The organism is Caballeronia mineralivorans PML1(12), assembly GCF_001028175.1.
GTDB lineage: Bacteria > Pseudomonadota > Gammaproteobacteria > Burkholderiales > Burkholderiaceae > Caballeronia > Caballeronia mineralivorans.
Genome location: NZ_AEJF01000173.1, coordinates 74,974 through 99,184 on the forward strand (window position 1 = coordinate 74,974; position 24,211 = coordinate 99,184).

At 60.5% G+C, this 24,211-nt stretch carries 23 protein-coding genes; 10 read left to right on the top strand and 13 right to left on the bottom strand.

From position 1 onward, the window contains the following. Positions 1-154: 154 nt before the first annotated feature. The 8 genes from ptsN to kdsD all read right to left on the bottom strand — a co-directional run bounded on the left by ptsN (position 155) and on the right by kdsD (position 6,909). Entirely contained in the window at positions 155-646 is a 492-nt protein-coding gene (gene ptsN, locus EOS_RS28865; protein ID WP_075645410.1) for a PTS IIA-like nitrogen regulatory protein PtsN, read from the bottom strand. Between the two features lie 363 nt (positions 647-1,009). Continuing rightward, positions 1,010-1,378 carry a ribosome hibernation-promoting factor, HPF/YfiA family gene (gene hpf, locus EOS_RS28870; RefSeq protein WP_047895607.1) on the bottom strand — a complete coding sequence of 123 codons (369 nt, stop codon included), beginning with the start codon at positions 1,376-1,378 and terminating at the stop codon, positions 1,010-1,012. A gap of 173 nt (positions 1,379-1,551) precedes the next feature. Then, positions 1,552-3,081 (bottom strand): RNA polymerase factor sigma-54, encoded by a 1,530-nt coding sequence (locus EOS_RS28875; RefSeq protein ID WP_047895608.1) that lies wholly within the window; start codon positions 3,079-3,081, stop codon positions 1,552-1,554. A 165-nt stretch (positions 3,082-3,246) separates the two neighbouring features. Beyond that, positions 3,247-4,014 carry an LPS export ABC transporter ATP-binding protein gene (gene lptB, locus EOS_RS28880; protein WP_047895694.1) on the bottom strand — a complete coding sequence of 256 codons (768 nt, stop codon included), beginning with the start codon at positions 4,012-4,014 and terminating at the stop codon, positions 3,247-3,249. 11 nt (positions 4,015-4,025) lie between these two features. Continuing rightward, complete coding sequence (lptA, locus tag EOS_RS28885) at positions 4,026-4,724, bottom strand: lipopolysaccharide transport periplasmic protein LptA (RefSeq protein ID WP_047895609.1); 699 nt, start codon at positions 4,722-4,724, stop codon at positions 4,026-4,028. A gap of 48 nt (positions 4,725-4,772) precedes the next feature. Beyond that, positions 4,773-5,372: an LPS export ABC transporter periplasmic protein LptC gene (lptC, locus tag EOS_RS28890; RefSeq protein ID WP_047895610.1), complete on the bottom strand. Its 600-nt coding sequence runs from the start codon at positions 5,370-5,372 to the stop codon at positions 4,773-4,775. Positions 5,373-5,377: 5 nt separating this feature from the next. After that, positions 5,378-5,926, bottom strand: a complete 549-nt coding sequence (locus EOS_RS28895) for a KdsC family phosphatase (protein WP_047895611.1) — start codon at positions 5,924-5,926, stop codon at positions 5,378-5,380. Then, positions 5,926-6,909, bottom strand: coding sequence for an arabinose 5-phosphate isomerase KdsD (gene kdsD / locus EOS_RS28900; protein ID WP_047895612.1), 984 nt, complete (start codon positions 6,907-6,909; stop codon positions 5,926-5,928). The genes EOS_RS28895 and kdsD overlap by 1 nt, the downstream gene beginning before the upstream one ends. Before the next feature lie 182 nt (positions 6,910-7,091). Here kdsD and EOS_RS28905 point away from each other — a divergent pair, with 182 nt between their 5' ends. From EOS_RS28905 to purU, 5 genes are all read left to right on the top strand, one after another. Then, complete coding sequence (locus EOS_RS28905; RefSeq protein ID WP_047895613.1) at positions 7,092-9,092, top strand: monovalent cation:proton antiporter family protein; 2,001 nt, start codon at positions 7,092-7,094, stop codon at positions 9,090-9,092. Positions 9,093-9,114: 22 nt separating this feature from the next. Beyond that, positions 9,115-9,690: an adenine phosphoribosyltransferase gene (locus EOS_RS28910; protein ID WP_047895614.1), complete on the top strand. Its 576-nt coding sequence runs from the start codon at positions 9,115-9,117 to the stop codon at positions 9,688-9,690. 22 nt (positions 9,691-9,712) lie between these two features. Then, positions 9,713-10,327, top strand: coding sequence for a LysE family translocator (locus EOS_RS28915; RefSeq protein ID WP_047895615.1), 615 nt, complete (start codon positions 9,713-9,715; stop codon positions 10,325-10,327). A 108-nt stretch (positions 10,328-10,435) separates the two neighbouring features. Beyond that, positions 10,436-11,281 carry an NUDIX hydrolase gene (locus EOS_RS28920; protein WP_047895616.1) on the top strand — a complete coding sequence of 282 codons (846 nt, stop codon included), beginning with the start codon at positions 10,436-10,438 and terminating at the stop codon, positions 11,279-11,281. A 46-nt stretch (positions 11,282-11,327) separates the two neighbouring features. Further along, entirely contained in the window at positions 11,328-12,197 is an 870-nt protein-coding gene (purU, locus tag EOS_RS28925) for a formyltetrahydrofolate deformylase (RefSeq protein WP_047895617.1), read from the top strand. A 52-nt stretch (positions 12,198-12,249) separates the two neighbouring features. Here the strand turns inward: purU and EOS_RS28930 are convergent, their stop codons facing one another. Together EOS_RS28930 and uvrA are read right to left on the bottom strand one after the other, a co-directional pair. Next, positions 12,250-13,323 carry an AI-2E family transporter gene (locus EOS_RS28930; RefSeq protein ID WP_047895618.1) on the bottom strand — a complete coding sequence of 358 codons (1,074 nt, stop codon included), beginning with the start codon at positions 13,321-13,323 and terminating at the stop codon, positions 12,250-12,252. A gap of 103 nt (positions 13,324-13,426) precedes the next feature. After that, positions 13,427-16,300, bottom strand: a complete 2,874-nt coding sequence (gene uvrA, locus EOS_RS28935; protein WP_047895619.1) for an excinuclease ABC subunit UvrA — start codon at positions 16,298-16,300, stop codon at positions 13,427-13,429. A 318-nt stretch (positions 16,301-16,618) separates the two neighbouring features. On the opposite strand from uvrA, the gene EOS_RS28940 reads away from it, so the two are divergent. Both EOS_RS28940 and EOS_RS28945 read left to right on the top strand, forming a co-directional pair. Next, entirely contained in the window at positions 16,619-17,821 is a 1,203-nt protein-coding gene (locus tag EOS_RS28940; protein ID WP_047895620.1) for an MFS transporter, read from the top strand. Positions 17,822-17,898: 77 nt separating this feature from the next. Beyond that, entirely contained in the window at positions 17,899-18,426 is a 528-nt protein-coding gene (locus EOS_RS28945) for a single-stranded DNA-binding protein (protein WP_047895621.1), read from the top strand. A gap of 159 nt (positions 18,427-18,585) precedes the next feature. On the opposite strand, the gene EOS_RS28950 is transcribed toward EOS_RS28945, so the two are convergent. Together EOS_RS28950 and EOS_RS28955 are read right to left on the bottom strand one after the other, a co-directional pair. Next, the gene (locus tag EOS_RS28950; protein ID WP_082163553.1) at positions 18,586-19,182 is read right to left on the bottom strand and encodes a mobile mystery protein B; all 597 of its coding nucleotides are present in this window, start codon (positions 19,180-19,182) and stop codon (positions 18,586-18,588) included. Further along, positions 19,173-19,622, bottom strand: a complete 450-nt coding sequence (locus EOS_RS28955) for a mobile mystery protein A (RefSeq protein WP_235442999.1) — start codon at positions 19,620-19,622, stop codon at positions 19,173-19,175. Before EOS_RS28955 ends, EOS_RS28950 begins: the two co-directional genes overlap by 10 nt. Positions 19,623-20,179: 557 nt before the next feature. On the opposite strand from EOS_RS28955, the gene EOS_RS28960 reads away from it, so the two are divergent. Continuing rightward, positions 20,180-20,587 carry a CHRD domain-containing protein gene (locus tag EOS_RS28960; protein ID WP_407639191.1) on the top strand — a complete coding sequence of 136 codons (408 nt, stop codon included), beginning with the start codon at positions 20,180-20,182 and terminating at the stop codon, positions 20,585-20,587. Between the two features lie 98 nt (positions 20,588-20,685). Beyond that, entirely contained in the window at positions 20,686-21,618 is a 933-nt protein-coding gene (locus EOS_RS28965; protein ID WP_047895624.1) for an alpha/beta hydrolase, read from the top strand. Between the two features lie 4 nt (positions 21,619-21,622). Here the strand turns inward: EOS_RS28965 and EOS_RS28970 are convergent, their stop codons facing one another. Further along, positions 21,623-22,465, bottom strand: coding sequence for an EcsC family protein (locus EOS_RS28970; protein ID WP_047895625.1), 843 nt, complete (start codon positions 22,463-22,465; stop codon positions 21,623-21,625). A gap of 105 nt (positions 22,466-22,570) precedes the next feature. Here EOS_RS28970 and EOS_RS28975 point away from each other — a divergent pair, with 105 nt between their 5' ends. Beyond that, a complete protein-coding gene (locus EOS_RS28975) occupies positions 22,571-24,169 on the top strand; it encodes an MDR family MFS transporter (protein ID WP_047895626.1) in 1,599 nt (532 codons plus the stop codon). The last annotated feature ends 42 nt before the right edge of the window (positions 24,170-24,211 follow it).

Below are 24,211 nucleotides of genomic sequence, written 5' to 3' on the forward strand. Positions count from 1 at the left end.
AGTGATTGAAGGGACCGGGAATGGTCTCTTTCAATGCTCCGCTCGATAGGACTAATTGTGCGCTAGAAGGGCCGCCGGCGCGAGAGGGCCGTTCGGCCTGGGTCTCGGCGCTGAGGCCGGCTTCAAGTCCAGCGCGAGACCCGGCTCAACAAGCTCAGGGCTGCCATTGCGTGAGGACCTGATGCAGCGCCTCACGGTTTTCTTCAGTATTCAGGCGTTCGCGTGCATCCCGGTCGGATAGCAATTGCGCTATCTCGGACAGGATTTCGAGGTGCTGTTGTGTGGCTTGTTCGGGAACGAGCAGAAAGATCAGCAGCGACACGGGCTGCCCATCCGGCGATTCGAAAGCGATCGGCTCAGCCAGGCGCACAAAGGCGGCGAGCGGATGCTTCAGGCCCTTGATGCGTCCATGGGGAATGGCGACACCTTCACCGAGACCGGTCGAGCCGAGGCGCTCGCGCGCAAAAAGATTGTCGGTGACGATACTGCGGCCAATGCCGTTCTGGTTCTCGAAGATCAGGCCCGCTTGCTCGAATACACGTTTCTTGCTGGTGACGGACAGTCCGAGGACGACATTTTCGAGGGGAAGAAATTTGGCTAAACGATTCATGTTGGCAGGCAGATGCGTGGCCTGAATTCTCCTCATCGTGGCGGCTGCAGAACCTGCACGAAACGCTCACGGCGATTTTGGTAAGGAATGCGCGGGAGACCAAGGTCTCGCTTCACTCCGATTAACAACCCCGGTACTAACCGGACCATTATAGAACAGCGCAATCAGCGATGGTGCGGCGCGCCATACGCTGCGTGCGTTTGTTGCGAATTACGCAACGGTTGCCGGTTGACCCAAACCCGCGGCAAAAAACGGCCCAAAACCGCGGGTGACAAAAAAAGCCGCCTGCTTTCAGGCGGCTCGTGCCGACTATCGGGCTCGGGTCTGGATTGCTCCGGAATCCGGCGCATCGAAAAATCATCCTGCCGATGCGCCGTCCAACCCATTTGAACCATTCCTCTAGCCGTTCACAACAACCGGAACTTCGCTCTCCTGCGGTTCGTGTCCGTACTTCATTGTGGCATGCGCATGGCCCTGGATCTTGTCCTTGTGGCGAAGCACTTGCCGGTCCAGTTTGTCGACCATCAGGTCGATAGCCGCGTACATATCAACGTCACAACTCTCGATGAAAATGTCCTTGCCCTTCAGATGCAGGTTGATTTCGACCTTTTGCCGCTTGTCCTTTTCCCTATGATTGTCGACCGAGAGGACCACACTGCCGTCGATCACCTGATCGAAGTGCCGTAGCACTCTATCCAGTTTGGTGATCACATATTCTCGCAACGCAGGCGTCAATTCGAGATGGTGTCCACTGATCTGCAGATTCATAGTTGCTCTCCAAGCTAATGGCCGCCTGGACGCTTTCACGCTGCTCAAACCGGTCGCTGCTTGCCCGTACATGCCCGTTCTGTTGAACGGTGGAACGGATCGGAATCGCATCGGCCGGCTCGTTCGCGCTTTCGCGACGCGGCCGGTAAAGGCCCGCCGCGACATGCAGCGGGCTACAGAGACTTTCGCAAGTTCACTGCCGGGATTTTCAGAGCTTCGCGATATTTGGCCACCGTGCGGCGCGCCACCACGAATCCCTGTTCTGCCAGCAACTCTGCGATGCGGCTGTCTGAAAGAGGAGATTTCGAGTCTTCGGCTCCTATCAGTTGCTTGATGAGTGCCCGGATCGCCGTAGACGATGCCGCGCCACCTGTGTCAGTTGAAACGTGCGATCCGAAGAAGTACTTAAATTCAAGCGTCCCGAATGGGGTCAGCATGTACTTACCGGTTGTCACACGTGAGACGGTGGATTCGTGTAAACCCAGCGTATCAGCAATCTCCCTCAAAACCAAGGGCCGCATTGCAATTTCGCCGTGCGCAAAAAAGTTCTTCTGACGCTCCACAATGGCTTGTGCAACGCGGAGAATCGTCTCGAATCTTTGTTGAATATTCTTGATCAGCCAGCGCGCTTCCTGAAGCTGCTGGCGCAACGAACCGCTGCCCGGATCGCCGCGATTGTTGCGCAAAATATTCGCGTAGAGGTGATTGATGCGAAGCCGCGGCACGATTTCAGGATTCAATTCTGCCGTCCAGCCACTGGACATCTTGCGCACCAGGATGTCGGGGACAACGTAATCCGCCTCGCTCTTGCCGAACGCGGCGCCCGGAAACGGTTCCAGCGAACGGATCAGCAAATGAGCATCACGCAGTGCGTCATCGGTGGCCTTGAGCTGCTTTCGCAAACGCGTGAAATCCCGCGCCGCCAGCAGCTCCAGATGGTGCATCACAATATCAAGCGCCAGCGTGCGAACAGGCGATGGCTCGAGCCGCAATAACTGCAGCTTCAGGCATTCGGACGCCGAACGGCCACCCACCCCCGGCGGATCGAAACTCTGCAGCAGGGCGAGCGCCGCACTGAGTTCGTCGACATCGACTTCGAGCTCGTCGGGCAAATCCGCCTTCACTTCCTCGAGCGACGACGTGAGATAACCGTCTTCGTCAAGCGATTCGATCAGGAACGTGATCAGCGCGCGATCGCGCTGATTCGCCTTCGTCATGCGCAGTTGCGACGTCAGGTGATCGCGCAGCGTAGTGGTGGATTCGTGGATTTGCAGCGGCGGCAGATCGTCGTCGTCCGAGCCGCTATTCGAGCGGCCGTAATCTTCCAGATTCCACGAACTCGAATCCGGCCCGTTATCCGACGAACTCAATCCGTTGTATTCGTCTACACCCTGAGGCTCGCCATTTTCGGAGCGGTCGGTCGTGGTCGTGCTACTGCTGCTGCCCGACGACGTGCCGTTGCTCATCATCGGGTCCGGCGCGCTCACCGAGGCCCCCGACGTGATCAGCGAGCCGTCCGCTGCCACGCGCAACGGGCTGGTGGTCCAGTCGTCCTCGTTCTCGAGCAGCGGATTTTGCGCGACAGCCATCGCGACTTCCTGCTGCAATTCGAGCGTCGACAACTGAAGCAGCCGGATGGACTGCTGCAGTTGTGGGGTCAGCGCAAGATGCTGCGACAGGCGAAGTTGGAGGCTAGCTTTCATGGCAAGGTTTTAATCATTGTAGAGAGTTTGCCACGGGCGCGACACCTCGCGGGGATCGACCAAAAACAAGCGTGCCGCCTCGAGGGCGGCACGTAAGATTTGCTGGCGGCACAGGACGCCGCCCACAACGGTGTTGCAAGGGCCGCCGGGCGTTGGTCCCTGCGCTCACATGCGGAAATGTTCGCCGAGATAGACGCGCCGCACGCTCTCATTTTCGATAATGTCGCTCGGCGCGCCTGCGGCGAGCACGCTCCCGTCGCTAATGATGTACGCGTGGTCGCAGATGCCGAGCGTCTCGCGCACGTTGTGGTCCGTAATCAGCACACCAATGTTGCGCTGCTTCAGGAATTTCACGATCTTCTGGATTTCGAGCACGGCGATCGGATCGACGCCGGCGAACGGTTCGTCCAGCAGGATAAACGCCGGATTGGTCGCGAGCGCACGGGCGATTTCCACGCGCCGCCGTTCGCCGCCGGAGAGCGATAACGCCGGGTTTTCACGCAAATGCGCGATCTGCAGTTCGTCGAGCAACGCTTCCGCGCGGTCCGTGATGCCCTGTTTGGAGAGCGGTTTTTCGCTCTCATCCATTTGCAGTTCTAGCACTGCGCGAATGTTCTGCTCGACCGTGAGCTTGCGGAACACGGAGGCTTCCTGCGGCAGATACGACAGTCCAAGGCGTGCCCGCTTGTGAATGGGCAGCAGGCTGATGGAGGTGCCGTCGAGCAGGATTTCGCCTGCATCGAGGGGCACCAGCCCGACGATCATATAAAACGACGTGGTCTTGCCCGCGCCGTTCGGCCCTAGCAGCCCGACCACTTCGCCGCTTTTCACGTCGAGCGAGACGTCTTTCACGACCGTGCGCGAGCCGTAGCGTTTCTTCAGGTTGCGGACGGTGAGCGAACTGCTCGTGCCGGCCGGCTTGCGATGGGGCATGGCGGGCGAATTCACGGCTGCTGCGTTCCTTGCATCTTGTTGGACGGCGTCAGGGTGGCCGGTGCGCCGGTGAGCGGCGCGGCGCCGCCGTTACGCGGCGCAAGCATGGCTCGTACGCGACCGGTCGGGTTGCCTGGACCGGCAACGTCCGGCCCGGCTTTCGCTGTATAGAAGTCTTTCTGGCCGTCGTAGGTAATCACGCTGCCGTGCACTTCGTCCTGAATCGTGGTGAGACCGACCAGGCGGCGCACGACGGCGCGCGTGGTCAGTGTGGTGAGATCCTGCTTGCCGTCGTAGTCGATCCGCACGGCATTGCCTTCGATATATTCGTCGAGGCCATCGCGTTTCTGGCGGAAATACGAGAGGTTGCCGCCGGTAGACGTGCCAGTTGCGTACTGGTACCCCTGAGGATCCTGGGTCACGTCCACACGATCCGCCCTGATGATGATCGTGCCTTTGGTGGCGACTACGTGACCCGTGAAGATGTTGACCTGCTTCAGGTCGTCGTAGGTCATGTTGTCCGCTTCAATATTCAGCGGCTTGTCGTTGTCGGCGCGTTCGGCGTGCGCGGCGGGCGCAAAGGCCGCCAGCGGCAACGCCACACAGGTTGCCGCGATCCCGAATTGCACGATGCGTGCGGCGCGGCGCGAAAATGCAGCGCGCGCTGCGCGCAGACGGCCGGATTCGGGTCGGAGAAACGGTTTGTTCATGCAGTCACACTTGAATGGAATAAGCGCAATTCGTCGGAACTGCCGGGGTTATTTGGACGAGGTGCCGAGGGTGTCGGACGCAGCGATCTGGCCGCGCACCTGTCCATAGAGCTTCATTACCCGGGTCGCGTTGTTGTAGTTCATGCCGTTGCCCGTCATCACCGACGGACCGCGCTGAAGTTTAACCGGCTTTTCCGTTTCGATGACATCGTCGTTCACAAGGATGCGAAAGTGCTCCGAATCCGCCGTCATCTGCGGGTCGCCATAACCGGCCACGCGCAGAATGTGAGCGTTTTCGTACAAGTCGACGATCGAGACGTCGCCGTTCACCGTACCGCGCTCGGACGTAGCCGTGACCGTTGGACGGAGCGGCTGGAACATGCGCATCGCGGGTTTCGTGAGGTCGCTGTTTTCGTCGTCTTCGTAATGCACCATCGAAATCGCGGTCAGGCGATATTGCGTCGTGCCGGTAGTGTCGAGTTCGGAGACCGAAAAATTCGTCGCGAAATAGTCGGGTGCGTGCTCTTTCGGGCGCTCCGGCGTCTGTGCCGGCGGCAGCGTCGCCTGCAGCAGCCAGTAGGTGATGCCCGCTAGCGCCGCCATCGCGACCAGCGGCAGCGCTGAAGTCAGTTTGGTGGGACGTGCCATGGGGTTCAGGCTCCGATAGCCGCGGCAAGCAGGCCGTCGTAGCGATTCTGGGCGCGCAGGATGGCGTCGCAGACTTCACGCACCGCGCCCTCGCCGCCGCGCTTGGTCGTGGCGACATGCACGCGTTGCAGCACTTCCTCATGCGCGTTGGCGGGCGCTGCAGCAAAGCCGCACAACCGCATCACGGCGAGATCCGGCCAGTCGTCGCCCATGTAGCCGCAGTCGGTGGCCGGGATACCCGTGGTTTGCAGCAATTCGGCGAGCGCGATGGTCTTATCGGCGACGCCTTGATGCAGGTGCGTAATGCCCAGCTCGCGCGCTCGTGCCGCGACAATGCCGGAGTTGCGCCCGGTGATGATCGCCGTCTGCACGCCCGCCACTTGCAGCATTTTCACGCCGTGGCCATCGAGCGAGTTGAAGGACTTCATGGCGTCACCGTCGGCGGTGAAAAACAGGCTGCCGTCGGTAAACACGCCGTCGATATCGAAAATCATCAGCTTCACGCGGCTTGCGCGGTCGTTCGCTTCGTCCGGCGTGGCAGACTTGTTCGGCATCAGATTACCTTCTTGGAAAAGAGGTCGTGCATGTTCAGGGCGCCGATCAGGATCGCGTTTTCATCGACGACCAGCATCTGATTGATGCGATAACGCTCCATCAGTTCCACCGCTTCCACCGCCAGATGGTCCGGACCGATCGTGCGCGGATTACGGGTCATGACGTCGATCAGCGGCAACGCGCGGAAATCGCCGTCGCGCTGAAGAATGCGGCGCAGGTCGCCGTCGGTGAAGATGCCTTCCACGTGACGCTTTTCATTGACCACGGCCGTCATGCCCATGCGCTTCGCGGTGATCTGGAAGAGGGCGTCGGAGACGGTGGCGTCGAGCGGCACTTCCGGCACTTCCGGCCCGACCCGCATCACGTCGCGTACGTACGTGAGCAGGCGCCGGCCGAGTGCGCCGCCCGGATGCGAGCGCGCGAAGTCGTCGGGACCAAAACCGCGGGCGTCGAGCACGGCGACCGCCAGCGCGTCGCTCAATGCGAGCACGGCGGTGGTGCTGGCTGTCGGTGAGAGATTCATCGGGCAGGCTTCTTTATCGACGTGCGCGTTCAGATGCACGTCGGCCAGTTTGGCGAGGCTCGATTCCGGCCGTCCGGTAATGGCGATCAGTTTTGCCCCGAGGCGCTTGATGATCGGCAGAATGGCGACGAGTTCAGAGGTTTCGCCTGAATTCGACATCGCGATGAACACGTCGTCGGCGGTAACCATGCCGAGATCGCCGTGGCTTGCTTCGGCGGGATGAACAAAGAAACCGGGCGTGCCGGTGCTCGCGAGCGTAGCCGCGAACTTGCGGGCGATATGCCCGGATTTACCGATGCCCGACACCACCACGCGGCCCTTGCATCCCAGCAGGAATTCGACGGCGCCGGTGAAGTTGTCGTCGAGTTGCGCGGACAGGCCGCGCACAGCGTCGGCTTCAATTTCGAGCACGGTGCGAGCCAGCGCGAGTGCCCGGTCGCCATTGATTTTCGCTATCATGCGCGAAGTATAACAAAGGCACATTTGCGCCGCGCCAGACACCGGACGGCCTGCAGCCGCTCATCCGCCCCCGAAAGGCCGTGTGTTTTGTTGCGCGCAACGCCCGCGCGCGTTAAAAAAACACAAGATCCGGATGCGCTCCCCAGAGCCACCATCCGCCGACAAACGAGGACGCTAGACGGATGACTTCCCCGCTTGAAATGACGTTGCTGTTGCTGCTGTGTTCAGTGGCAGGGGTCGTCGTATTCCGCTTTTTCAACCTGCCGCCCATGTTGGGTTATCTGGCCGTCGGGATCATTGTCGGGCCGCACGCTGCCGGCATCGCGCCGGATAGCGAACGCGCGCAGCATCTGGCTGAATTCGGCGTCGTGTTCCTGATGTTTTCGATCGGGCTCGAGTTCTCGTTATCGAAATTGCGTTCGATGCGCCGGATTGTGTTCGGCCTCGGTGCGAGTCAGGTGGCCGGGACGATTGCGCTGGCGCTGTTGTTCGGGTGGATCGCGAACTTCTGGACCGATATGTCGTGGGAGGCGAGCATCGCGCTGGGCGGCGCGTTGTCGATGTCGTCCACCGCCATCGTTTCGAAAATGCTTGCCGAGCGGCTCGAACTGGAATCCGAGCATGGCCGCAATATCTTCGGCGTGCTGCTGTTCCAGGACCTGGCCGTGGTGCCGCTGCTGATCATCATTGCCGCGTTCGGCAACGGCAATTCGAAGGAACTGGCGTTCTGGCTCGTGCTCGCTGCCGTGAAGATTGTGGTCGCGTTGACGGTGCTGCTGTTCCTCGGCCAGAAGTTCATGACGCGCTGGTTCAATATTGTCGCGCGCCGGCGCTCGCAAGAACTCTTCATGCTGAACCTGCTGCTGGTCACGCTGGGCGCCGCGTTCATCACCGATAAATTCGGCCTGTCGCTCGCGCTCGGCGCGTTTATCGCGGGCATGCTGATCGCGGAAACGCCGTATCGGCATCAGGTGGAAGAGGACATCAAGCCGTTCCGCGACGTGCTGCTCGGCCTGTTTTTCGTGACCACGGGCATGCTGCTGAATCCGCGCGTGATCTGGGAACATCCGTTGCTCGTGGCGGCGTTTTTTTTCCTGCCGATCCTGCTGAAAGCCGTGATGATTACCGGTCTCGCACGGCTGTTCGGCTCGCCGCCGGGCGTGGCGATGCGCACCGGCCTCAACCTCGCCCAGGCCGGCGAATTCGGTTTCGTGCTGCTGAATTTGATCCTCGATAAACATCTGGTCGAGCCGGTTCTGCTGCAAGCCATCCTTTCGTCGATGCTGCTTTCCATGCTGGCGGCGCCGTTCATTATCCAGAATGCCGACCGGGTCGTGCTGCGGCTTTCATCGACGGAATGGCTGCGGCAGTCGTTGCAAATGACGCGCATCGCGACGCAAAGCATCAAGCAGAGCGGTCACGTGATCATCTGCGGCTATGGCCGCGCCGGGCAGAACCTGGCGCGCATGCTGGAGCACGAAGGGTTGTCGTATGTCGCGCTGGACCTGGACCCGGATCGCGTGGCTGCAGCGGCGGCGGCCGGTGAAAGCGTGGTGTACGGCGACGCCGGGCGGCGTGAGGCACTGGTCGCGGCCGGCATACATCGCGCGGCCACGGTCGCGATCACCTTCGCGAACACGCCGTCCGCGTTGCGCGTACTGCATAGCATTCACGAACTCGAACCTACGCTGCCCACCATCGTGCGCACGGTCGACGACGCCGATCTGGAAAAGCTGATTGCGTCGGGCGCGACGGAAGTGATTCCGGAAATCGTGGAGGGAAGCTTGATGCTGGCGTCGCACACGCTCGTGCTGATGGGCGTGCCGATGCGGCGCGTCGTTCGGCGGGTGGAAGAAATGCGCGACGAGCGTTACAGCATGCTGCGAGGTTATTTTCACGGCGCGGACGAAGACGACGATGAGCGCCGCGAGCAGGTCCGGCTACAATCGGTTCCCGTCGATGAAAACGCCGACGCGGTCGGCCGAACGCTCGACGAACTCGGGCTGGTGGGCGACGGCGTGGAGGTGACGGCGATCCGCCGGCACGGGATTCGCGGCGTGGAGCCCGATCCCGACACCAAGCTGCGTGCGAGCGACATTGTGGTGCTGCGCGGTTTGCCCGAAGCGCTGCAGCAGGCGGAAGAACGGCTGTCGCGCAATCGCCGTGCGGGCGCGGTAGCCTGACGTTTTCCAGGAGACATCATTCATGTCTGAGTTCGCAGCGCCCTCAATACCCAATTTACCCAATCCCGCCAGTTTTATCCGGGAACGGATCCGCACCGTTCCGGACTGGCCGCAGCCTGGCGTGCAATTCCGCGATATCACGCCTGTGCTGCAAGACCGGCGCGCGTTGCGCACGCTGATCGATATGTTGGTGCAGCGCTATATAGATGCGCGAATCGATACGATCGCCGGACTCGATGCGCGTGGCTTTATCATCGGGCCGATTCTTGCGTACGAACTGAGCCTGGGTTTCGTGCCGATTCGCAAGAAAGGCAAGCTGCCGTTCAGGACGATTTCGCAATCCTATGAACTCGAATATGGCAGCGCGACTGTCGAAATTCACGAAGATGCGTGCAAGCCGGGCGAGCGCGTGGTGCTTGTCGATGACCTGATTGCCACCGGCGGCACGATGATGGCCGGCAAGATATTGCTCGAGCGGCTTGGCGCGGTGGTCGTGGAGGGTGCGGCGATCATCGATTTGCCGGAACTGGGTGGCTCGAAACTTCTGCGCGAGTCGGGGTTGCCGCTTTTCACGGTCTGCGAATTCAGCGGTCACTAATTTTTCTGAATTTCTCTGCGCCATGCCAAATTTCCTGTTGTTTCTCGCCGCTTCCATCGCGATTACCGTGGCGCCCGGCCCGGACAATCTGCAGGTGCTCGCGCGCGGCATTTCGCAGGGACGCGCGGCCGGCCTCGTTGCGGCACTCGGATTTGCCGCCGGGATTTCATTTCACACGACGCTCGCCGCGCTCGGGGTGGCGGCGTTGCTGAAGTCGTCGCCGACGGCGTTCGAAGCAGTCAAGCTGGCCGGCGCCGCGTATCTGGTCTGGATCGGCATCAAGGCAATTCGCAGCAAAGGGTTGTCGAGTGCACATGAGCGGCCGAGCCAGCCGCTCGCTGTCGTGTTCCGGCAAAGTGTGATCGGCAATTTGCTGAATCCGAAAGTGACGCTGTTTTTTATCGTGTTCCTGCCGCAGTTCGTGAATCCGCATGGCGGGCAAAGCGTCATGTTGCAGATGTTCGAGCTCGGCGGTGTGTTCATGCTGCAGACGGTGGCGGTGTTTTCGGTGTTTGGCGTCGCTGCCGGGATGATCGGTGCTTATTTGAAGCGGCGTCCGCGCGTGGGCGTGTGGCTTGACCGGCTGGCCGGGGCGACGTTTATCGGGCTGGGGATTCGCGTGGCGCTGAAGGATTAAGAGGGGGTTTTCGTTCGCACTAACCGACCCCGATCACCCGCAGTCAGAACCTCAAGTGCGAACGAAACCCACTGTACAATTTCCGGCTTTCCTCCGCCGGAGCCCCCCATGACCCTGCCTGCCATCGTTGCCGCGCGCCGTTTCGATGCGTCGGCGCACTTGCCGTTTTACATCGGAAGCGAGCGGGTCGGCTGGATTCGCCGCACCGACGCGCCCGCGCTGCAATCATGGCCGGATGTGTTTCACATCGATCAAACATCGATCCGTCTCGCCGATACCTTCTGCGACCTGAACGCCCGCAGCGCCGCGCTCGGCGCGGTAATCGGCATGCTGGCCGCTGATGGCCGCATCCCTGGCTGGCGCAACGAAACCTACGCAATCCGCAATAGTTTCGATGCCGAGCCGCTGGCGTTTATCGAACGGGCGGCGTCGCGGTTCTTCGGCACAATGACATACGCCGTGCATCTGAATGGCATCGTGGAAGAACCCGGCCGCGCGCCGCAACTCTGGATCGCGCGCCGCAGCGAGACGAAAGCGACCGATCCCGGCATGCTCGATAACGTGGTGGCGGGCGGTATCGGCTGGGGGATGGGGATCGAGGAAACGCTCGTGAAGGAGTGCTGGGAAGAGGCTGGCATGCCGCAGGAACTGGCTGTTAAAGCTGTACGTGGGCGCTTGTTCCATGTGCTGCAATCGCTGCCCGAAGGCACGCAGGCCGAGCAGATTTACGTGTTCGATCTGGCGTTGCCCGTTGATTTCGCGCCGCGCAATCAGGATGGCGAAGTGGGCGAACATCGGCTCGCGCGTATTGATGAAGTTGCGCGCTGGATTGAAGAAGGCGCGCTCACCGTCGATGCCAGCCTGGCCACGCTCGACTGCCTGCTGCGCCGTCGATGGATCGACGAAGACGCGTGCGAAGGCATGCAGGCAGTTTTCTCACCCCCCGCGCTGTGAACGCGAACAGACGTGTAGTTGAAACATCTCAAAGGAGTATCGGTTCATGTCGACCGAACATAGTTTTATCTTGAAGTTGTCGTGCCCGGATCGTCCCGGCATTGTCCATGCCGTGTCCGGATTCCTGTTCGATCTCGGCAGCAATATTCTCGATTCCGCGCAATTCGGCGACAGCCACACCGGCGAATTTTTCATGCGCGTGCATTTCCAGCAAGTCGGCGGCGACCCCGGCCTCGACGCGTTGCGCAAGTCGTTCACCACGCTCGCCGATGAGTTCGGCATGAAGTGGGAACTGCACGACGCGTCCGTCAAGCCGCGCGTGATGATCATGGTGTCGAAGATCGGGCATTGCCTGAACGACTTGCTGTTCCGATATCGCACGGGACAACTCGGGATCGAGATTCCGGCGATCGTTTCGAACCACCGGGATTTTTATCAGCTTGCCGCCAGTTACGACGTGCCGTTTCATCATCTGCCGTTGATTGCTTCAACGCCGGAAGGGAAGGCTTCGCAGGAAGCGCGCGTGCTGGAAATCGTCGATCAGCACAAGATCGATCTTGTCGTGCTCGCGCGCTATATGCAGATTTTGTCGCCGCAAATGTGCGCGGCGCTCAATGGCCGGGCGATCAACATTCACCACTCGTTTTTGCCGAGCTTCAAGGGCGCGAAGCCGTATTACCAGGCGTTCGATCGCGGCGTGAAGTTGATTGGCGCTACTGCGCATTACGTGACGACGGACCTGGATGAAGGGCCGATCATCGAGCAGGAAGTGGAGCGCGTGGATCACAGCATGGCGCCGGATCAGCTGACGGCTATTGGACGCGACGTGGAATGCGTGACGCTGGCGCGCGCCGTGCGTTGGCACGTGGAGCACCGGATCGTGTTGAACGGAAGCAAGACGGTGGTATTTCGGTGAGCTCAAACGCTGGCGGGCAGGGGCTTTGCAACCGACCCGCCAGTTGCCGCTCTCAAACCAGCCTTAAATAAACCAGCTCGCGTTTGATATAAGCGTAGAAAATCGGCGCCGCGATGACGCCGGGTAGCCCAAACGCGGCTTCCATCGCGAGCATCGCCAGCAGCAATTCCCAGGCGCGCGCCTCGATCTGCCCGCCAATGATGCGCGCATTCAAAAAGTACTCAAGCTTGTGAATGACAATCAGGAACACCAGCGAGGCCACGGCCGTCCCAAACGAAACCGACAATGAAATCGCGACAATGATCGCGTTCGAAATCAGGTTCCCGATCACCGGCAGCAACCCGACGATAAACGTGATCATCACCAGCGTCTTCGACATCGGCAGCTGTTCATGAAACACCGGCAGCGCGACGAGCAAATACAGCGCGGTGAATGCGGTGTTGATCGCGGAAATCTTGACCTGCGCAAAAACGATCCGGCGAAACGCCTCCGAGAAGCGTGTTACGCGCGTGACGAGCGCGGTAGAAAGCGGTAGCCGATGCGTCGTCCTCGGCACCCCCACCGCGATAATCGCTCCTACGATCATGCCGATCAGCACATGCCCGAAGCCCCGCGCAGCGTCCTTTCCGCCTTGCTGCAGCATCGCGGCGTGCTTTTGCATCAGTTCGGTCGCCTTGTCCTTCATCTGCTCGGAATCGACAGGAAGGTAGTTCGCAATCCAGTCGGGCACGCGCAGGCGAGCATGCGACGTGATCATCATGAGCTGATCGAGAAGCTTCTGAACGCTCGGCACATCGCGCTCAAAATGATTGATGAGCGCGACCGTCGCGCCCGCGAGCCCGCCCACGATGATCGCCGCGATAATCACAACCGAAACCCAGCGCGCGCGCCCGCTCGTCATGGTCTTTTCGATCAGCGGCGAGATCATATGCACGAGTTGGTACACGAGCATTCCCGCCAGCAGCGCGCCGAGCAATTGCAGATGCAGCACGAAGAACAGACCGGCGAACGCGGCAAGATAACTGCCGATTTCCACCGCTGACAACTTCGGCATGCTCATATCGCTCGTCAGCCGAACGGGCCGGACGACTGGCCTGGTTTCGGCCGCTTCGTTGCGCTTTGCCATGAATCCTTCAGTCTCCTGCCGCTAACGGGTTATTCACTGCCGGGTTATTGCCTGCCGCGGCCCGGACGGCGCGCGGCTCATAGTTGCGGTGTCGGCGAACCCGTCACGCCGCCGATCTCGGCCTTTGCAGCAAAGGCGCCAGATACCGGCCGGTAAAACTGGCCTTCGATTGCGCGACCTGCTCCGGCGTCCCCTGCGCGATGATCTGGCCGCCGCCGGCGCCACCTTCCGGACCGAGGTCGATGACCCAGTCCGCAGTCTTTATTACATCCAGATTATGCTCGATGATTACGACAGTATTACCTTGATCTCGCAGCCGGTGAATCACTTCGAGCAACAGTGCGATGTCGTGGAAGTGCAGCCCGGTGGTCGGTTCGTCGAGAATGTATAGCGTCCGACCCGTATCGCGCTTGCTCAGTTCCAGCGAAAGCTTGACGCGCTGCGCTTCGCCGCCCGACAGGGTGGTCGCCGACTGGCCAAGGCGGATATAGCCGAGACCCACGTCGAGCAAGGTTTTCAGCTTGCGCGCGACGATCGGCACCGGTTTGAAGAACTCGTACGCGGCTTCCACGGTGAGGTCGAGGACCTCGTGGATGTTCTTGCCCTTGTACTGGACGTCGAGCGTCTCGCGGTTGTAGCGCTTGCCGTGACACACGTCGCACGGCACGTAGACGTCGGGCAGAAAGTGCATTTCGACCTTGAGCACCCCGTCGCCCTGGCACGCTTCGCAGCGCCCGCCCTTCACGTTGAACGAGAACCGGCCAGGATCGTAACCCCGTTCCTTCGATGCCGGCACGCCCGCGAACAACTCGCGAATCGGTGTGAAGAGGCCGGTGTAAGTCGCGGGATTCGAGCGCGGCGTGCGGCCGATCGGCGATTGATCGACGTTGATCACCTTGTCGAAGTGTTCTAGCCCTTCGATCGCCTCGTAAGGCGCGGGTTCGGCGGACGAACCGTACAGATGCTGGGAGACCGCGTGGTACAGGGTGTCGTTGATGAGCGTGGACTTGCCCGAGCCGGACACGCCCGTCACGCAGGTCAGCAAACCGACCGGCAGATCGAGCGACACGTGCTTCAGATTGTTGCCGTAAGCCTCGATGATCCGCAGCCGGCGCTCGTCGGGCGCCGTGCGGTCGGTCGAATAGCTGATGCTCCGTTTGCCCGACAAATACTGTCCGGTCATCGAATTCGGGTCGTTCTCGACGTGCTTCGCCGTGCCTTGCGAGACGATTTCCCCGCCGTGGACGCCCGCGCCCGGGCCCATGTCGACCACGTAGTCGGCCATGCGGATCATGTCCTCGTCGTGTTCGACCACGATCACCGAGTTGCCGATGTCGCGCAGGTGCTTGAGCGTGGCGATGAGCCGGTCGTTGTCGCGCTGATGCAAGCCGATGGACGGTTCGTCGAGCACATACATGACGCCCGTCAAGCCTGAACCAATCTGCGATGCCAGCCGGATACGCTGCGCCTCGCCGCCGGAAAGCGTCTCGGCGCTGCGTTCCAGCGACAAATAATCCAGCCCGACGTTGTTCAGGAACGTGAGCCGCGCGACGATTTCCTTGATGACCCGATCGGCGATCTCACCCTTCGCGCCCTCCAGATGCAGCGTGTGAAAGTAACCGAGCGTCTCGCGCAGAGGCCAGCCGCTCACTTCGTAGATTGCGCGCGCGTTTTCGCCTGTGCCGAGCTTGACGTTGCGCGCTTCGGTCCGCAGCCGCGTACCCCCGCACGCCGGGCATGCCTGATTGTTCTGGTACTTCGCCAGTTCTTCGCGAACCGCTGCCGAATCGGTTTCCTTGTAGCGGCGTTCCAGACTCGGAATGATCCCTTCGAACGCGTGCTCGCGGACCGTCGTGCGGCCGCGCTCGTTGATGTACGAGAACGGAATGACCTCTTTGCCGGAACCGAACAGCAGGATCTTGCGCACCTTTTCGGGTAGATCGTCGAACGCGCCGTCGATATCGAATTCGTAGAACGACGCCAGGCTCTGCAGCATCTGGAAGTAAAACTGGTTGCGCCGGTCCCACCCCTTCACCGCACCCGCGGCCAAAGACAGCGACGGATGCGCGACCACGCGCTTCGGGTCGAAGAACGTAATCTGGCCGAGGCCATCGCATTCGGGGCACGCGCCCATGGGATTGTTGAACGAGAACAGGCGCGGCTCGAGTTCTTGCAGCGAGTACGAGCAGATCGGGCAAGCGAACTTCGAGCTATACAGATGCTCCTTCTCCGAATCCATTTCGAACGCGATCGCGCGGCCATCGGCGAGACGCAGTGCCGTTTCGAACGATTCCGCCAGCCGCTGCTTCATGTCCGGCCGCACTTTCAACCGGTCGATGACAACATCGATCGTGTGTTTGTCGTTCTTTTTCAGCTTCGGCAGCGACTCGATTTCATAGATCTTCGCGACGCCTTCATTCGCCGTCCCGCCGCCCGAGCGCACGCGGAACCGGATGAAACCCTGCGCTTGCATGGCTTCGAATAATTCGAGGTGCTCGCCCTTGCGATCCGCCACCACGGGCGCGAGGATCATCAGCTTCGTTTCCTCGGGCATGGCGAGCGCGGCGTCGACCATTTGCGACACGCTTTGCGCTTCGAGCGGAATGTGGTGGTCCGGACAGTGCGGCGTGCCGACGCGGGCAAACAGCAGCCGCAGGTAGTCGTGAATCTCGGTGACGGTGCCGACGGTGGAGCGCGGATTATGCGACGTCGCTTTCTGCTCGATCGAGATAGCCGGCGACAATCCTTCGATCAGGTCGACGTCCGGTTTCTCCATCAACTGCAGGAATTGACGCGCGTAGGCGGACAGACTTTCGACGTAGCGGCGTTGGCCCTCGGCGTAGAGCGTGTCGAACGCGAGCGACGATTTCCCCGAACCCGACAAGCCCGTAATCACGATCAGCTTGTGACGCGGCAAGTCGAGACTGATGTTCTTAAGGTTGTGGGTGCGAGCCCCACGAATACGAATTTCTTCCATGAACCGGGCGGAAAGTAAGGGGGCTAAACCTGCTACTATAACGACTTTTCGAGGGCGCGTTGCCCGCGCTCATCGGCGTCAATCAAGCGTGCGGCGGGGTTGCGAAGGGTGTTGGCGGATTACTGATGGTCCATTCCGGCAGCGCTCGGGCGACATTCGAGCGACTTTTGCGTGTCGTCCTGGCGCAGGTTTGAGGCGGGTCCAGACGCTTCAGCTACCCGTCCCATATAGTGCCGTTCCGGGCAACCACAAGGCGGCCGTGCTTGAGTTCCGCGTCCGCGCGCACGGCCAGACGCGTTTCCACATTACCTCGTCCCGATGTCCAATCCGTCTGCTACGTCCACACGTCTGAGCGCGCCCGAGTTGCGTGCGACCGTGTCGCTTGCCGCTATCTTCGCGCTGCGCATGCTCGGTCTCTTCATGATCATGCCGGTGTTTTCCATCTACGCGAAAACCATTCCCGGCGGCGACAACGTGCTGCTCGTCGGCATTGCGCTTGGCGCTTATGGCGTGACGCAATCGCTGTTGTATATCTTCTATGGCTGGGTCTCGGACAAGCTCGGGCGCAAGCCGGTGATTGCGTTCGGGCTGATCGTGTTCGCCATCGGCAGTTTCGTGGCGGCGATCGGGCACTCCATGACATGGATTATCGTCGGCCGCGTGATTCAGGGGATGGGGGCGGTATCGTCGGCGGTGATCGCGTTTATCGCCGATCTGACCGCTGAAGAAAATCGCACGAAAGCCATGGCGATGGTGGGCGGGAGCATCGGCGTTTCGTTCGCGGTGGCGATCGTGGGCGCGCCAATCGTGTTCGAGTGGGTCGGCATGAGCGGATTGTTCACGCTGATCGGCGTCTTGTCGATACTCGCCGTTGGTGTCGTGATCTGGGTCGTGCCTGACGCGCCCACACCGCCCGTGCACGTAAAAGCGCCCTTTGCCGAAGTGCTCCACAACGTGGAATTGCTGCGCCTGAATTTCGGCGTTCTCGTGTTGCATGCCACGCAAACGGCGCTGTTTCTCGTCGTGCCGCGTATTCTGGAAGCCGGCGGCCTGCCGGTCGCGGCGCACTGGAAAGTCTATTTGCCCGTTATGGGACTGGCGTTCGTGATGATGGTGCCGGCTATCATCGCCGCGGAAAAACGCGGGAAAATGAAGGCCGTGATGGTCAGCGCCATTGGTCTTATCCTGATTGGCCAGTTGTTACTCGGCGCCGCTCCGCATACTCTGTGGTCAGTGGCCGCGGTTTTGTTCGTGTACTTTCTAGGCTTCAACGTGCTGGAAGCATCGCAGCCGTCGCTCGTCTCCAAACTCGCGCCGGGCACGAGGAAGGGCGCGGCGGCAGGCGTCTACAACACGACGCAGTCGATTGGCCTCGCGATAGGCGGGGTGATTGGCGGCTGGCTGCTCAAAGTGGACGGCCAGAGCGCCGTATTTTTCGCGTGCTCAGGGTTGGTTTTTGCATGGCTGGTCGTGGCGGCGAACATGAAACCGCCGCCGCAGAAAGTCCGGCGCACGGCTTAGGCGGCTCGAGTGTCTGGCCGGGCGCGTCGCGAGCACACCGCATCAGATCGAATTGAATTGAATCAACAGGAGAAATCATGGCATCCGTCAACAAGGTCATTCTCGTCGGGAATCTCGGAGCCGATCCGGAAACCCGTTATCTGCCGAGCGGCGACGCCGTGGCCAACATCCGTCTTGCGACCACCGATCGTTTCAAGGACAAGACGTCCGGCGAGATGAAGGAGCTGACGGAATGGCATCGCGTGTCGTTTTTCGGCCGGCTGGCAGAGATCGTCAACGAATACTTGAAGAAGGGTTCGTCGGTATATATCGAGGGTCGGATCCGTACGCGCAAGTACACCGATCAGGCCGGCGTGGAAAAGTATGCGACCGAGATCGTCGCGGAACAGATGCAGATGCTGGGTGGACGCAGCGGTGCAGGCGGTGGCGGTGGAGGTGATGAAGGCTACAGCCGGGCACCGGCCGAGCGCAGTGGCGGCGGTGCGAGCCGTGGCAGCGCAGCGGCGAGCGGGCGTCCTGCAGGCGGAAGCACGGGTGGCGCAAGCCGTCCGAGCGCGCCGGCGGGCGGCGGCTTCGACGAAATGGACGACGATATTCCGTTCTAAAACAGACAAAGTGGTTTGTTTGTTGTTTGTTGTTTGTTTGTTTGTTGGTAGCAGCCCGCTCTCCCTTGCAGAGACGGGCTTTTGTTTATCAACATGCGTTTTCTAACTTTTTGCATGAGCGCCTAAACCATTACTAGACGGCAATTGTGGGTCCATGCCTTAAGCGGTGCTGCGAACGAAGGCGAGCAGCAACGTGTAGTCACCTTTATCCGCGGCACGCAGCGCGGTTAGATATAGCGCGCGAGCGTTGTCGGCTTCGACGAGCGTGCCTCCACCACCCCACGTAAAAGGAGACTCTTTCATGCTGCGCAAAAGCGCATCAGCCATCATCCGTGAGTGTCGGCCATTGCCGTTTGGAAAAGGGTGAATCCAGACCAGCTCACGATGAAATCGCGCGGCTATTTCATCCGGCGGGAAGATTTTATTCTCCATCCAGTAGCGCACATTGTCGAAAAGATTTCGCAGCTTGACGCTCACCTGCGTCCAATCACATCCGATGTTTTTGTCGGACTTCCGGAATGTACCGGCCCAAGCCCAAGTCTTGTCGAACATTCTTTTGTGCAGGGTGCGGCAGAAATCTTCACTGAGCACGTCTGGCTGACGGGCACGGCGAAGCCATGTCACCGCCGCCAGGATGTTCTCCTGCTCCCAGTCGTTAAGCTCACCCTTCGTGGCCAGGTGCGTTGGTTTTAGCCCGGCGATTTCGTCGGGGTCGAGAGGCGTTTGCCCCTCCTGCTCGTCAAAATTTATCGCCATAGTGCGGACCATCGGCCGCGAAGCAACTCTTCCGCGCGCTGCTCAACCTGTTTGCGGAGGCGCGCTGTAGCCGGGCGCTGGTCCTCCAAACTCATGGTGTGCGCTACCCCGCCGACCTCTTGCAGTGCAATGGCGTGCGCCCGCTCCATGACCACTTGCGTGAGTGGCTTCCGGGGCACCAAAGCATAGACCAGCTCGCAATCCAGCCCCTCTGCCAGCTTGCGCAATTGCCCAAGCGTGATTCGTTCATCCGCTTCCGCTTGCTCGGACTTGTGCAAAGTCGGCGCAGAGATACCCAGGCGCTCGGCCTGCTGCCGCTCAGTCAGGCCCAATGATTCTCGAATGAGCTTCAACCAGCCCCGAGGCGGCGCGCGGCGCTTCGCCAAATCGGCATACGCTTCAGCCGATTTCTGGACTTGTTCAAGCCGGAGTTGGTTCATCCTCGAATTCATTTGCTTGCCTACAGGCTAACGGAAAATCTTAATACGATAGCTTATAGGCAAGCACACTGCAATAGTTAGATAGCTTATGCTGCATCTGAAAGTTGTAATTTGCTGTCTTGTAAGCTATCAGGTAAATTCGTATTGGTAGCCTATAAGCAATCATTCGTTGACGGTTTGCTGCCCTATAAGCTATTGAAGAGAGGCAAGAAGAAGCCCTCCGAGGGGGCGCGTGAGTATTGTTGATGGCGTAAGGTTGTAGATATTCGGGTCTGCGTCACCGCTTCTAAATTGCAGAAAGTTTGACGTAGCAACGACACGGCGCATCACGGCACCCTTTCGCATTTCCGGGCCTGCATCGCTTACCCGGGTTCACGCGCGCAGGCTCGACACGCAAAATGCACTACCATGGCGCGTCGATGAGCCTGTGTTTATTCCTTTTTTCCTGCACGGCGATAAGCAGACGACTCGTCCACTCCTCAGTCATCCCGGAGAAAGCAAACATGGTCACGAAATTCAGTCTGCGTAACAGCGTGTTGAGTTTGAGCGTGGTGTTGATGTCGTCGGTAACATCCCTGGCGTCGAGTTCGGCGTTCGCCGATTCCGTCGCATTGCAAGCGAATCTGCAACCATCGAGCGAAGTGCCACCGCGTGTGAGCAAGGGGCACGGACAGTTGAAAGCCACCTTTGACACCACAACCAAGACGCTGCAGTGGACCGTGACGTACGCCGACTTGTCCGGCCCCGCGACCATGGCGCATTTCCACGGCCCGGCGCCCGTGGGCCAGAATGCCAAGGTGCAGGTTCCTATCGACAAGAACGCGCTGCCTAGCCCGATCACAGGTCAGGCCACGCTCTCCGAGGAACAGGCCAACGAGCTGATGGCCGGCCAGTACTACTTCAATATCCATACCGAGAAGAACCCGACCGGAGAGATTCGTGGTCAGGTGATGCCGGCGAACTAACGTAGCGTCTCATTGCAAGCCACGCACGGCGACCTTCTCTCCACACGCGGCCTCGTGAACGATCGTACTATTGGCGTTCATCGAAACGAGGAACGGTTATGAGTTGGCAAAGTGCGTTGGCCTGCTGGGTTTTACGTCGCCGGATGCGCCCTGAAACGGGCAAGCCTGCTATCGATGTGGCGCGGGCGCGGGCGTTGACGTCGAAGCGGGCGTGGTTGCCGAAAGTGCCCCCGGGCTGGCGTCTCGAGGAGCGATACGGCCAGGCCGATGCTCCGCTTCGCGGCGAGTGGCTTGTGCCCGATAAGCCGTCTGCGACCACGATCCTGTATCTGCATGGCGGCGGTTATTACTTTTGCTCGCCTGCGACGCATCGTGGGCTTGTCTTTCCCCTCGCGCGGCGTTCAGGCGCGCGCACCTTTTCCCTCGACTACCGGCTTGCGCCCGAAACCCCGTTTCCCGCGGCGCTGGACGACGCATTGGCCGCGTATCGAAAGCTGGTGGCTGATGGCACGCCGCCTGAGTCCATCGTAATAGCCGGCGATTCAGCCGGCGGAGGTCTCGCGCTCGCCACGTTATTGGCTTTACGCGATGCCGGTGACTTACTCCCCGCGGGCGCTGCAGTGTTCGCGCCGTGGACGGATCTGGCGGCCACCGGTGCGTCGATGAAAACCAACGATGGCCGCGATCCGATGTTCTACGGCAAAGCCTTCGCCCCTGCGGGCAAGCTCTATACGGGCGATGCCGATGTTCGTAACCCGTACGTATCACCGCTATATGGAAGGTTCGACGGTTTGCCGCCGCTGTTCATCCAGGTGGGCGATACCGAAGTGCTGCTCGACGATTCCACGCGTGTCGCGGAGAAAGCGCGTGCGTCGGGCGTGTCTGTGGATCTCGAGATCTGGCCGAAGATGCCACACGTTTTCCAGATTTTGGCGCCGTTCGTGCCGGAGGCGAACCAGGCGCTGGAGCGGGCGGCTGGTTTCGTGCGCCGGGTCACGATGCGGCAGGCCGAAACCGCGGAAGTGTCGTAGGCGCTTATCTGCCGCTACCTATATCGATTGTCTGAAAAGCACGCTCCACGGCCAGCTGCCCGTATTGGCGCTCCAGTCGGCGCACCGTGAAATGCCCGTGCGCCATCTGCTGGAAGTGGTCGATGAACACCGTGTTGACCATGGCCCCGAGCACCGCGCCGATCGCCGGAATCGACTTGGCGGCGACTTGCTCGCTGACCTGCACCGAAAACCGCGACGCCACCGTCTGCAAGAACTTGAGCAAGGCCGTCGAGCCGTGCCCGCTCAAGCCCTTCGCGGCAATCTCATTCGTCGCCTTCGATACCGACTGCGCCAAGGTCCCGCGCACGATGAAATAACCGATATCGGCGTTATCGTCGCTTGAACTCGGCCCGCCCATACCGAGCACCATCATGCATTGCAACTGGGTGTCGATGAGATGCACGTCTTCGCCCTCACTGCGCGCAATGTCGCATATTGAGCGAAACATCAACGTGGTCGTGACCGGCAATTCCACCGGCAACGCGAACAGCCCGAACGCACCGCCCGCCGCGCCCGTCGTCGCGACGGCCAGCTTATGCATCAGGTTGTGCGGTTTTTCGGGCGGCAGCACAACACCGTCGACCGTACTTTTGCTCAGCGTGCGTAGCGCGAGTTGCAGGCATTTCTTGAGCGCGGCCTGCGTCGCATCGTCGACTTTTTCCTGCGCGATGTTCGGCATCCGCGCCATCAGCTTTTCGATAGGCGAGCCAACCACGCTCGCGAGTTTCATCGTGAGCGATGGGCTTTCCAGCGCTTCCTTGGCGCGGCGCAAGGAAGCGAGATCCTCCTGCGAGAGGGGTGAAGCGGCGATGGGCGTCGGTTCCATGGCAAATTTCGAAAAGGTTGAGAGGGCGTCCGGTCTTGGATTAGAGCCTTTCACCGTGCTATGATTCCCGTTCTGTTGACATGTCAATCATTGCGGTATCAAAAAATGGCCGTTCATACTGCCGCGCACCACTCCGCGGGACAAGTGCTTCCGTTTCGCGAATCGCTGATGGCGATGTTGGGCATCTGTTTCGTGACCATGCTGGTCGCGCTCGATCAAACCGTGGTCGGCACGGCGTTGCCGACAATCGTCGCCGAACTCAGGGGCTTTGACCTGTACGCCTGGGTCGCCACGTCCTACTTGCTGACCTCTGTGATCACCGTACCTATTTTCGGCCGGCTCGGCGATTATTACGGCCGCAAACCGTTTGTGATTGCGTCAATTGTCGTGTTCACCGTCGCGTCCGCGCTCTGCGGCCTCGCCAACAACATGCTGTTTCTCGTACTCGCGCGCGGGCTTCAGGGCATTGGCGGCGGCATGCTGGTCGGGACCGCGTTTGCCTGCATCGCCGATCTGTTTCCTGACTCCGTCGTGCGCCTTCGCTGGCAGATAATGATGAGTTCGGCGTTCGGCATTGCGAACGCGGTCGGTCCGTCGCTTGGCGGGATTCTGACGCAATACTACGGCTGGCGCTCCGTGTTCTACGTCAATCTGCCGGTCGGCCTGCTGTCGGTGTTTTTCGTCTGGCGCTTCCTTCCGCATCTTCGACACGTCAAGCACGAGGACAAGATGCGGCTGGACTGGCAAGGCGCGGGCCTGATCGCGATTGCGCTCGGTTCGCTGCAATTATTCGTCGAAATGTTGCCGAAGCACGGGCTATCGGCGGGGTCGTGTACGTTGCTGGCCGCGAGCGTCGCGTCCGGCTTCGCGCTCTGGAAATGGGAGCGGAGTTGCAATTACGCCATTCTTCCCGTCGATATGTTCCGCAACAAGAGCCTCTCAGCGCTGTTCACGCTGTCGATACTCGGCGGTTTCACGATGTTTTCGCTGATGTTTTACGCGCCTCTGCTGTTTCAGGGCGGTTTTGGCATGTCGCCGAAAGACGCCGGCCTGATGATTACGCCGCTGGTCGTGTTCGTTACGATCGGCAGTATCGTGAATGGCCGGATCGTGACGCGCGTGAAGAATCCCAACGCAATGCTGTTTGTCGGTTTCGCGCTGTTGGCGCTAGCGTGTCTTGGCGTGGTGATCGCCACGCGCTCGATGCCGCGTCCGCTGTTGATGACGTTCATGGTGCTCGGCGGATTGGGGCTGGGTTTTGTCATGCCGAACCTGACCGTGTTCGCGCAACTGACGGCGGGGCGTGCGCATCTGGGGATTGCGACGGCGCTGCTGCAGTCGCTGCGCATGATTGGTGGGATGATCGGCACGGCGTTGACCGGTACGCTGGTCAGCCATCTGTACGCGAGCGGTGTGCGGCTTTCACTCGATAGAGACCGCGCCAGTCACTGGTTCAGCGACCTGAGCGATCCGCAGATCCTGATCAACCACGAAGCGCAAACCACGCTGCTTTCGCAACTCGCCACCGCCGGTCATAACGGCGCGATGTTGCTCGAATCGGCACGCGAGTCGCTGGTCGCGGCAATTCACATCGGCCTTGCGGTCGCGGCGGTTGTAGCCGTGCTGGCCTTCTGGCAAGCGCGTCGCGTGCCGCCGGTGCGTTTGAAGGGCGCGAAGGTCGAACCGGCGGTCATGGCCGAATGAAGCGTGATCGCGGAAAGTAACAGCACGATGAGCACCACGGAT

Bases quoted from the DNA above. Each gene is read 5' to 3' on its own strand.
- EOS_RS28875 (WP_047895608.1), bottom strand. From the start codon at position 3,081: ATGAAAGCTAGCCTCCAACTTCGCCTGTCGCAGCATCTTGCGCTGACC.
- EOS_RS28895 (WP_047895611.1), bottom strand. From the start codon at position 5,926: ATGCCGAACAAGTCTGCCACGCCGGACGAAGCGAACGACCGCGCAAGC.
- EOS_RS28920 (WP_047895616.1), top strand. From the start codon at position 10,436: ATGACCCTGCCTGCCATCGTTGCCGCGCGCCGTTTCGATGCGTCGGCG.
- EOS_RS28970 (WP_047895625.1), bottom strand. From the start codon at position 22,465: ATGGAACCGACGCCCATCGCCGCTTCACCCCTCTCGCAGGAGGATCTC.
- EOS_RS28960 (WP_407639191.1), top strand. From the start codon at position 20,180: ATGTCGTCGGTAACATCCCTGGCGTCGAGTTCGGCGTTCGCCGATTCC.
- hpf (WP_047895607.1), bottom strand. From the start codon at position 1,378: ATGAATCTGCAGATCAGTGGACACCATCTCGAATTGACGCCTGCGTTG.
- EOS_RS28965 (WP_047895624.1), top strand. From the start codon at position 20,686: ATGAGTTGGCAAAGTGCGTTGGCCTGCTGGGTTTTACGTCGCCGGATG.
- EOS_RS28915 (WP_047895615.1), top strand. From the start codon at position 9,713: ATGCCAAATTTCCTGTTGTTTCTCGCCGCTTCCATCGCGATTACCGTG.
- ptsN (WP_075645410.1), bottom strand. From the start codon at position 646: ATGAGGAGAATTCAGGCCACGCATCTGCCTGCCAACATGAATCGTTTA.
- uvrA (WP_047895619.1), bottom strand. From the start codon at position 16,300: ATGGAAGAAATTCGTATTCGTGGGGCTCGCACCCACAACCTTAAGAAC.
- EOS_RS28950 (WP_082163553.1), bottom strand. From the start codon at position 19,182: ATGGCGATAAATTTTGACGAGCAGGAGGGGCAAACGCCTCTCGACCCC.
- purU (WP_047895617.1), top strand. From the start codon at position 11,328: ATGTCGACCGAACATAGTTTTATCTTGAAGTTGTCGTGCCCGGATCGT.
- lptA (WP_047895609.1), bottom strand. From the start codon at position 4,724: ATGAACAAACCGTTTCTCCGACCCGAATCCGGCCGTCTGCGCGCAGCG.
- EOS_RS28940 (WP_047895620.1), top strand. From the start codon at position 16,619: ATGTCCAATCCGTCTGCTACGTCCACACGTCTGAGCGCGCCCGAGTTG.
- EOS_RS28975 (WP_047895626.1), top strand. From the start codon at position 22,571: ATGGCCGTTCATACTGCCGCGCACCACTCCGCGGGACAAGTGCTTCCG.
- kdsD (WP_047895612.1), bottom strand. From the start codon at position 6,909: ATGATAGCGAAAATCAATGGCGACCGGGCACTCGCGCTGGCTCGCACC.
- lptB (WP_047895694.1), bottom strand. From the start codon at position 4,014: ATGCCCCATCGCAAGCCGGCCGGCACGAGCAGTTCGCTCACCGTCCGC.
- EOS_RS28945 (WP_047895621.1), top strand. From the start codon at position 17,899: ATGGCATCCGTCAACAAGGTCATTCTCGTCGGGAATCTCGGAGCCGAT.
- EOS_RS28910 (WP_047895614.1), top strand. From the start codon at position 9,115: ATGTCTGAGTTCGCAGCGCCCTCAATACCCAATTTACCCAATCCCGCC.
- EOS_RS28955 (WP_235442999.1), bottom strand. From the start codon at position 19,622: ATGAACCAACTCCGGCTTGAACAAGTCCAGAAATCGGCTGAAGCGTAT.
- EOS_RS28930 (WP_047895618.1), bottom strand. From the start codon at position 13,323: ATGGCAAAGCGCAACGAAGCGGCCGAAACCAGGCCAGTCGTCCGGCCC.
- lptC (WP_047895610.1), bottom strand. From the start codon at position 5,372: ATGGCACGTCCCACCAAACTGACTTCAGCGCTGCCGCTGGTCGCGATG.
- EOS_RS28905 (WP_047895613.1), top strand. From the start codon at position 7,092: ATGACTTCCCCGCTTGAAATGACGTTGCTGTTGCTGCTGTGTTCAGTG.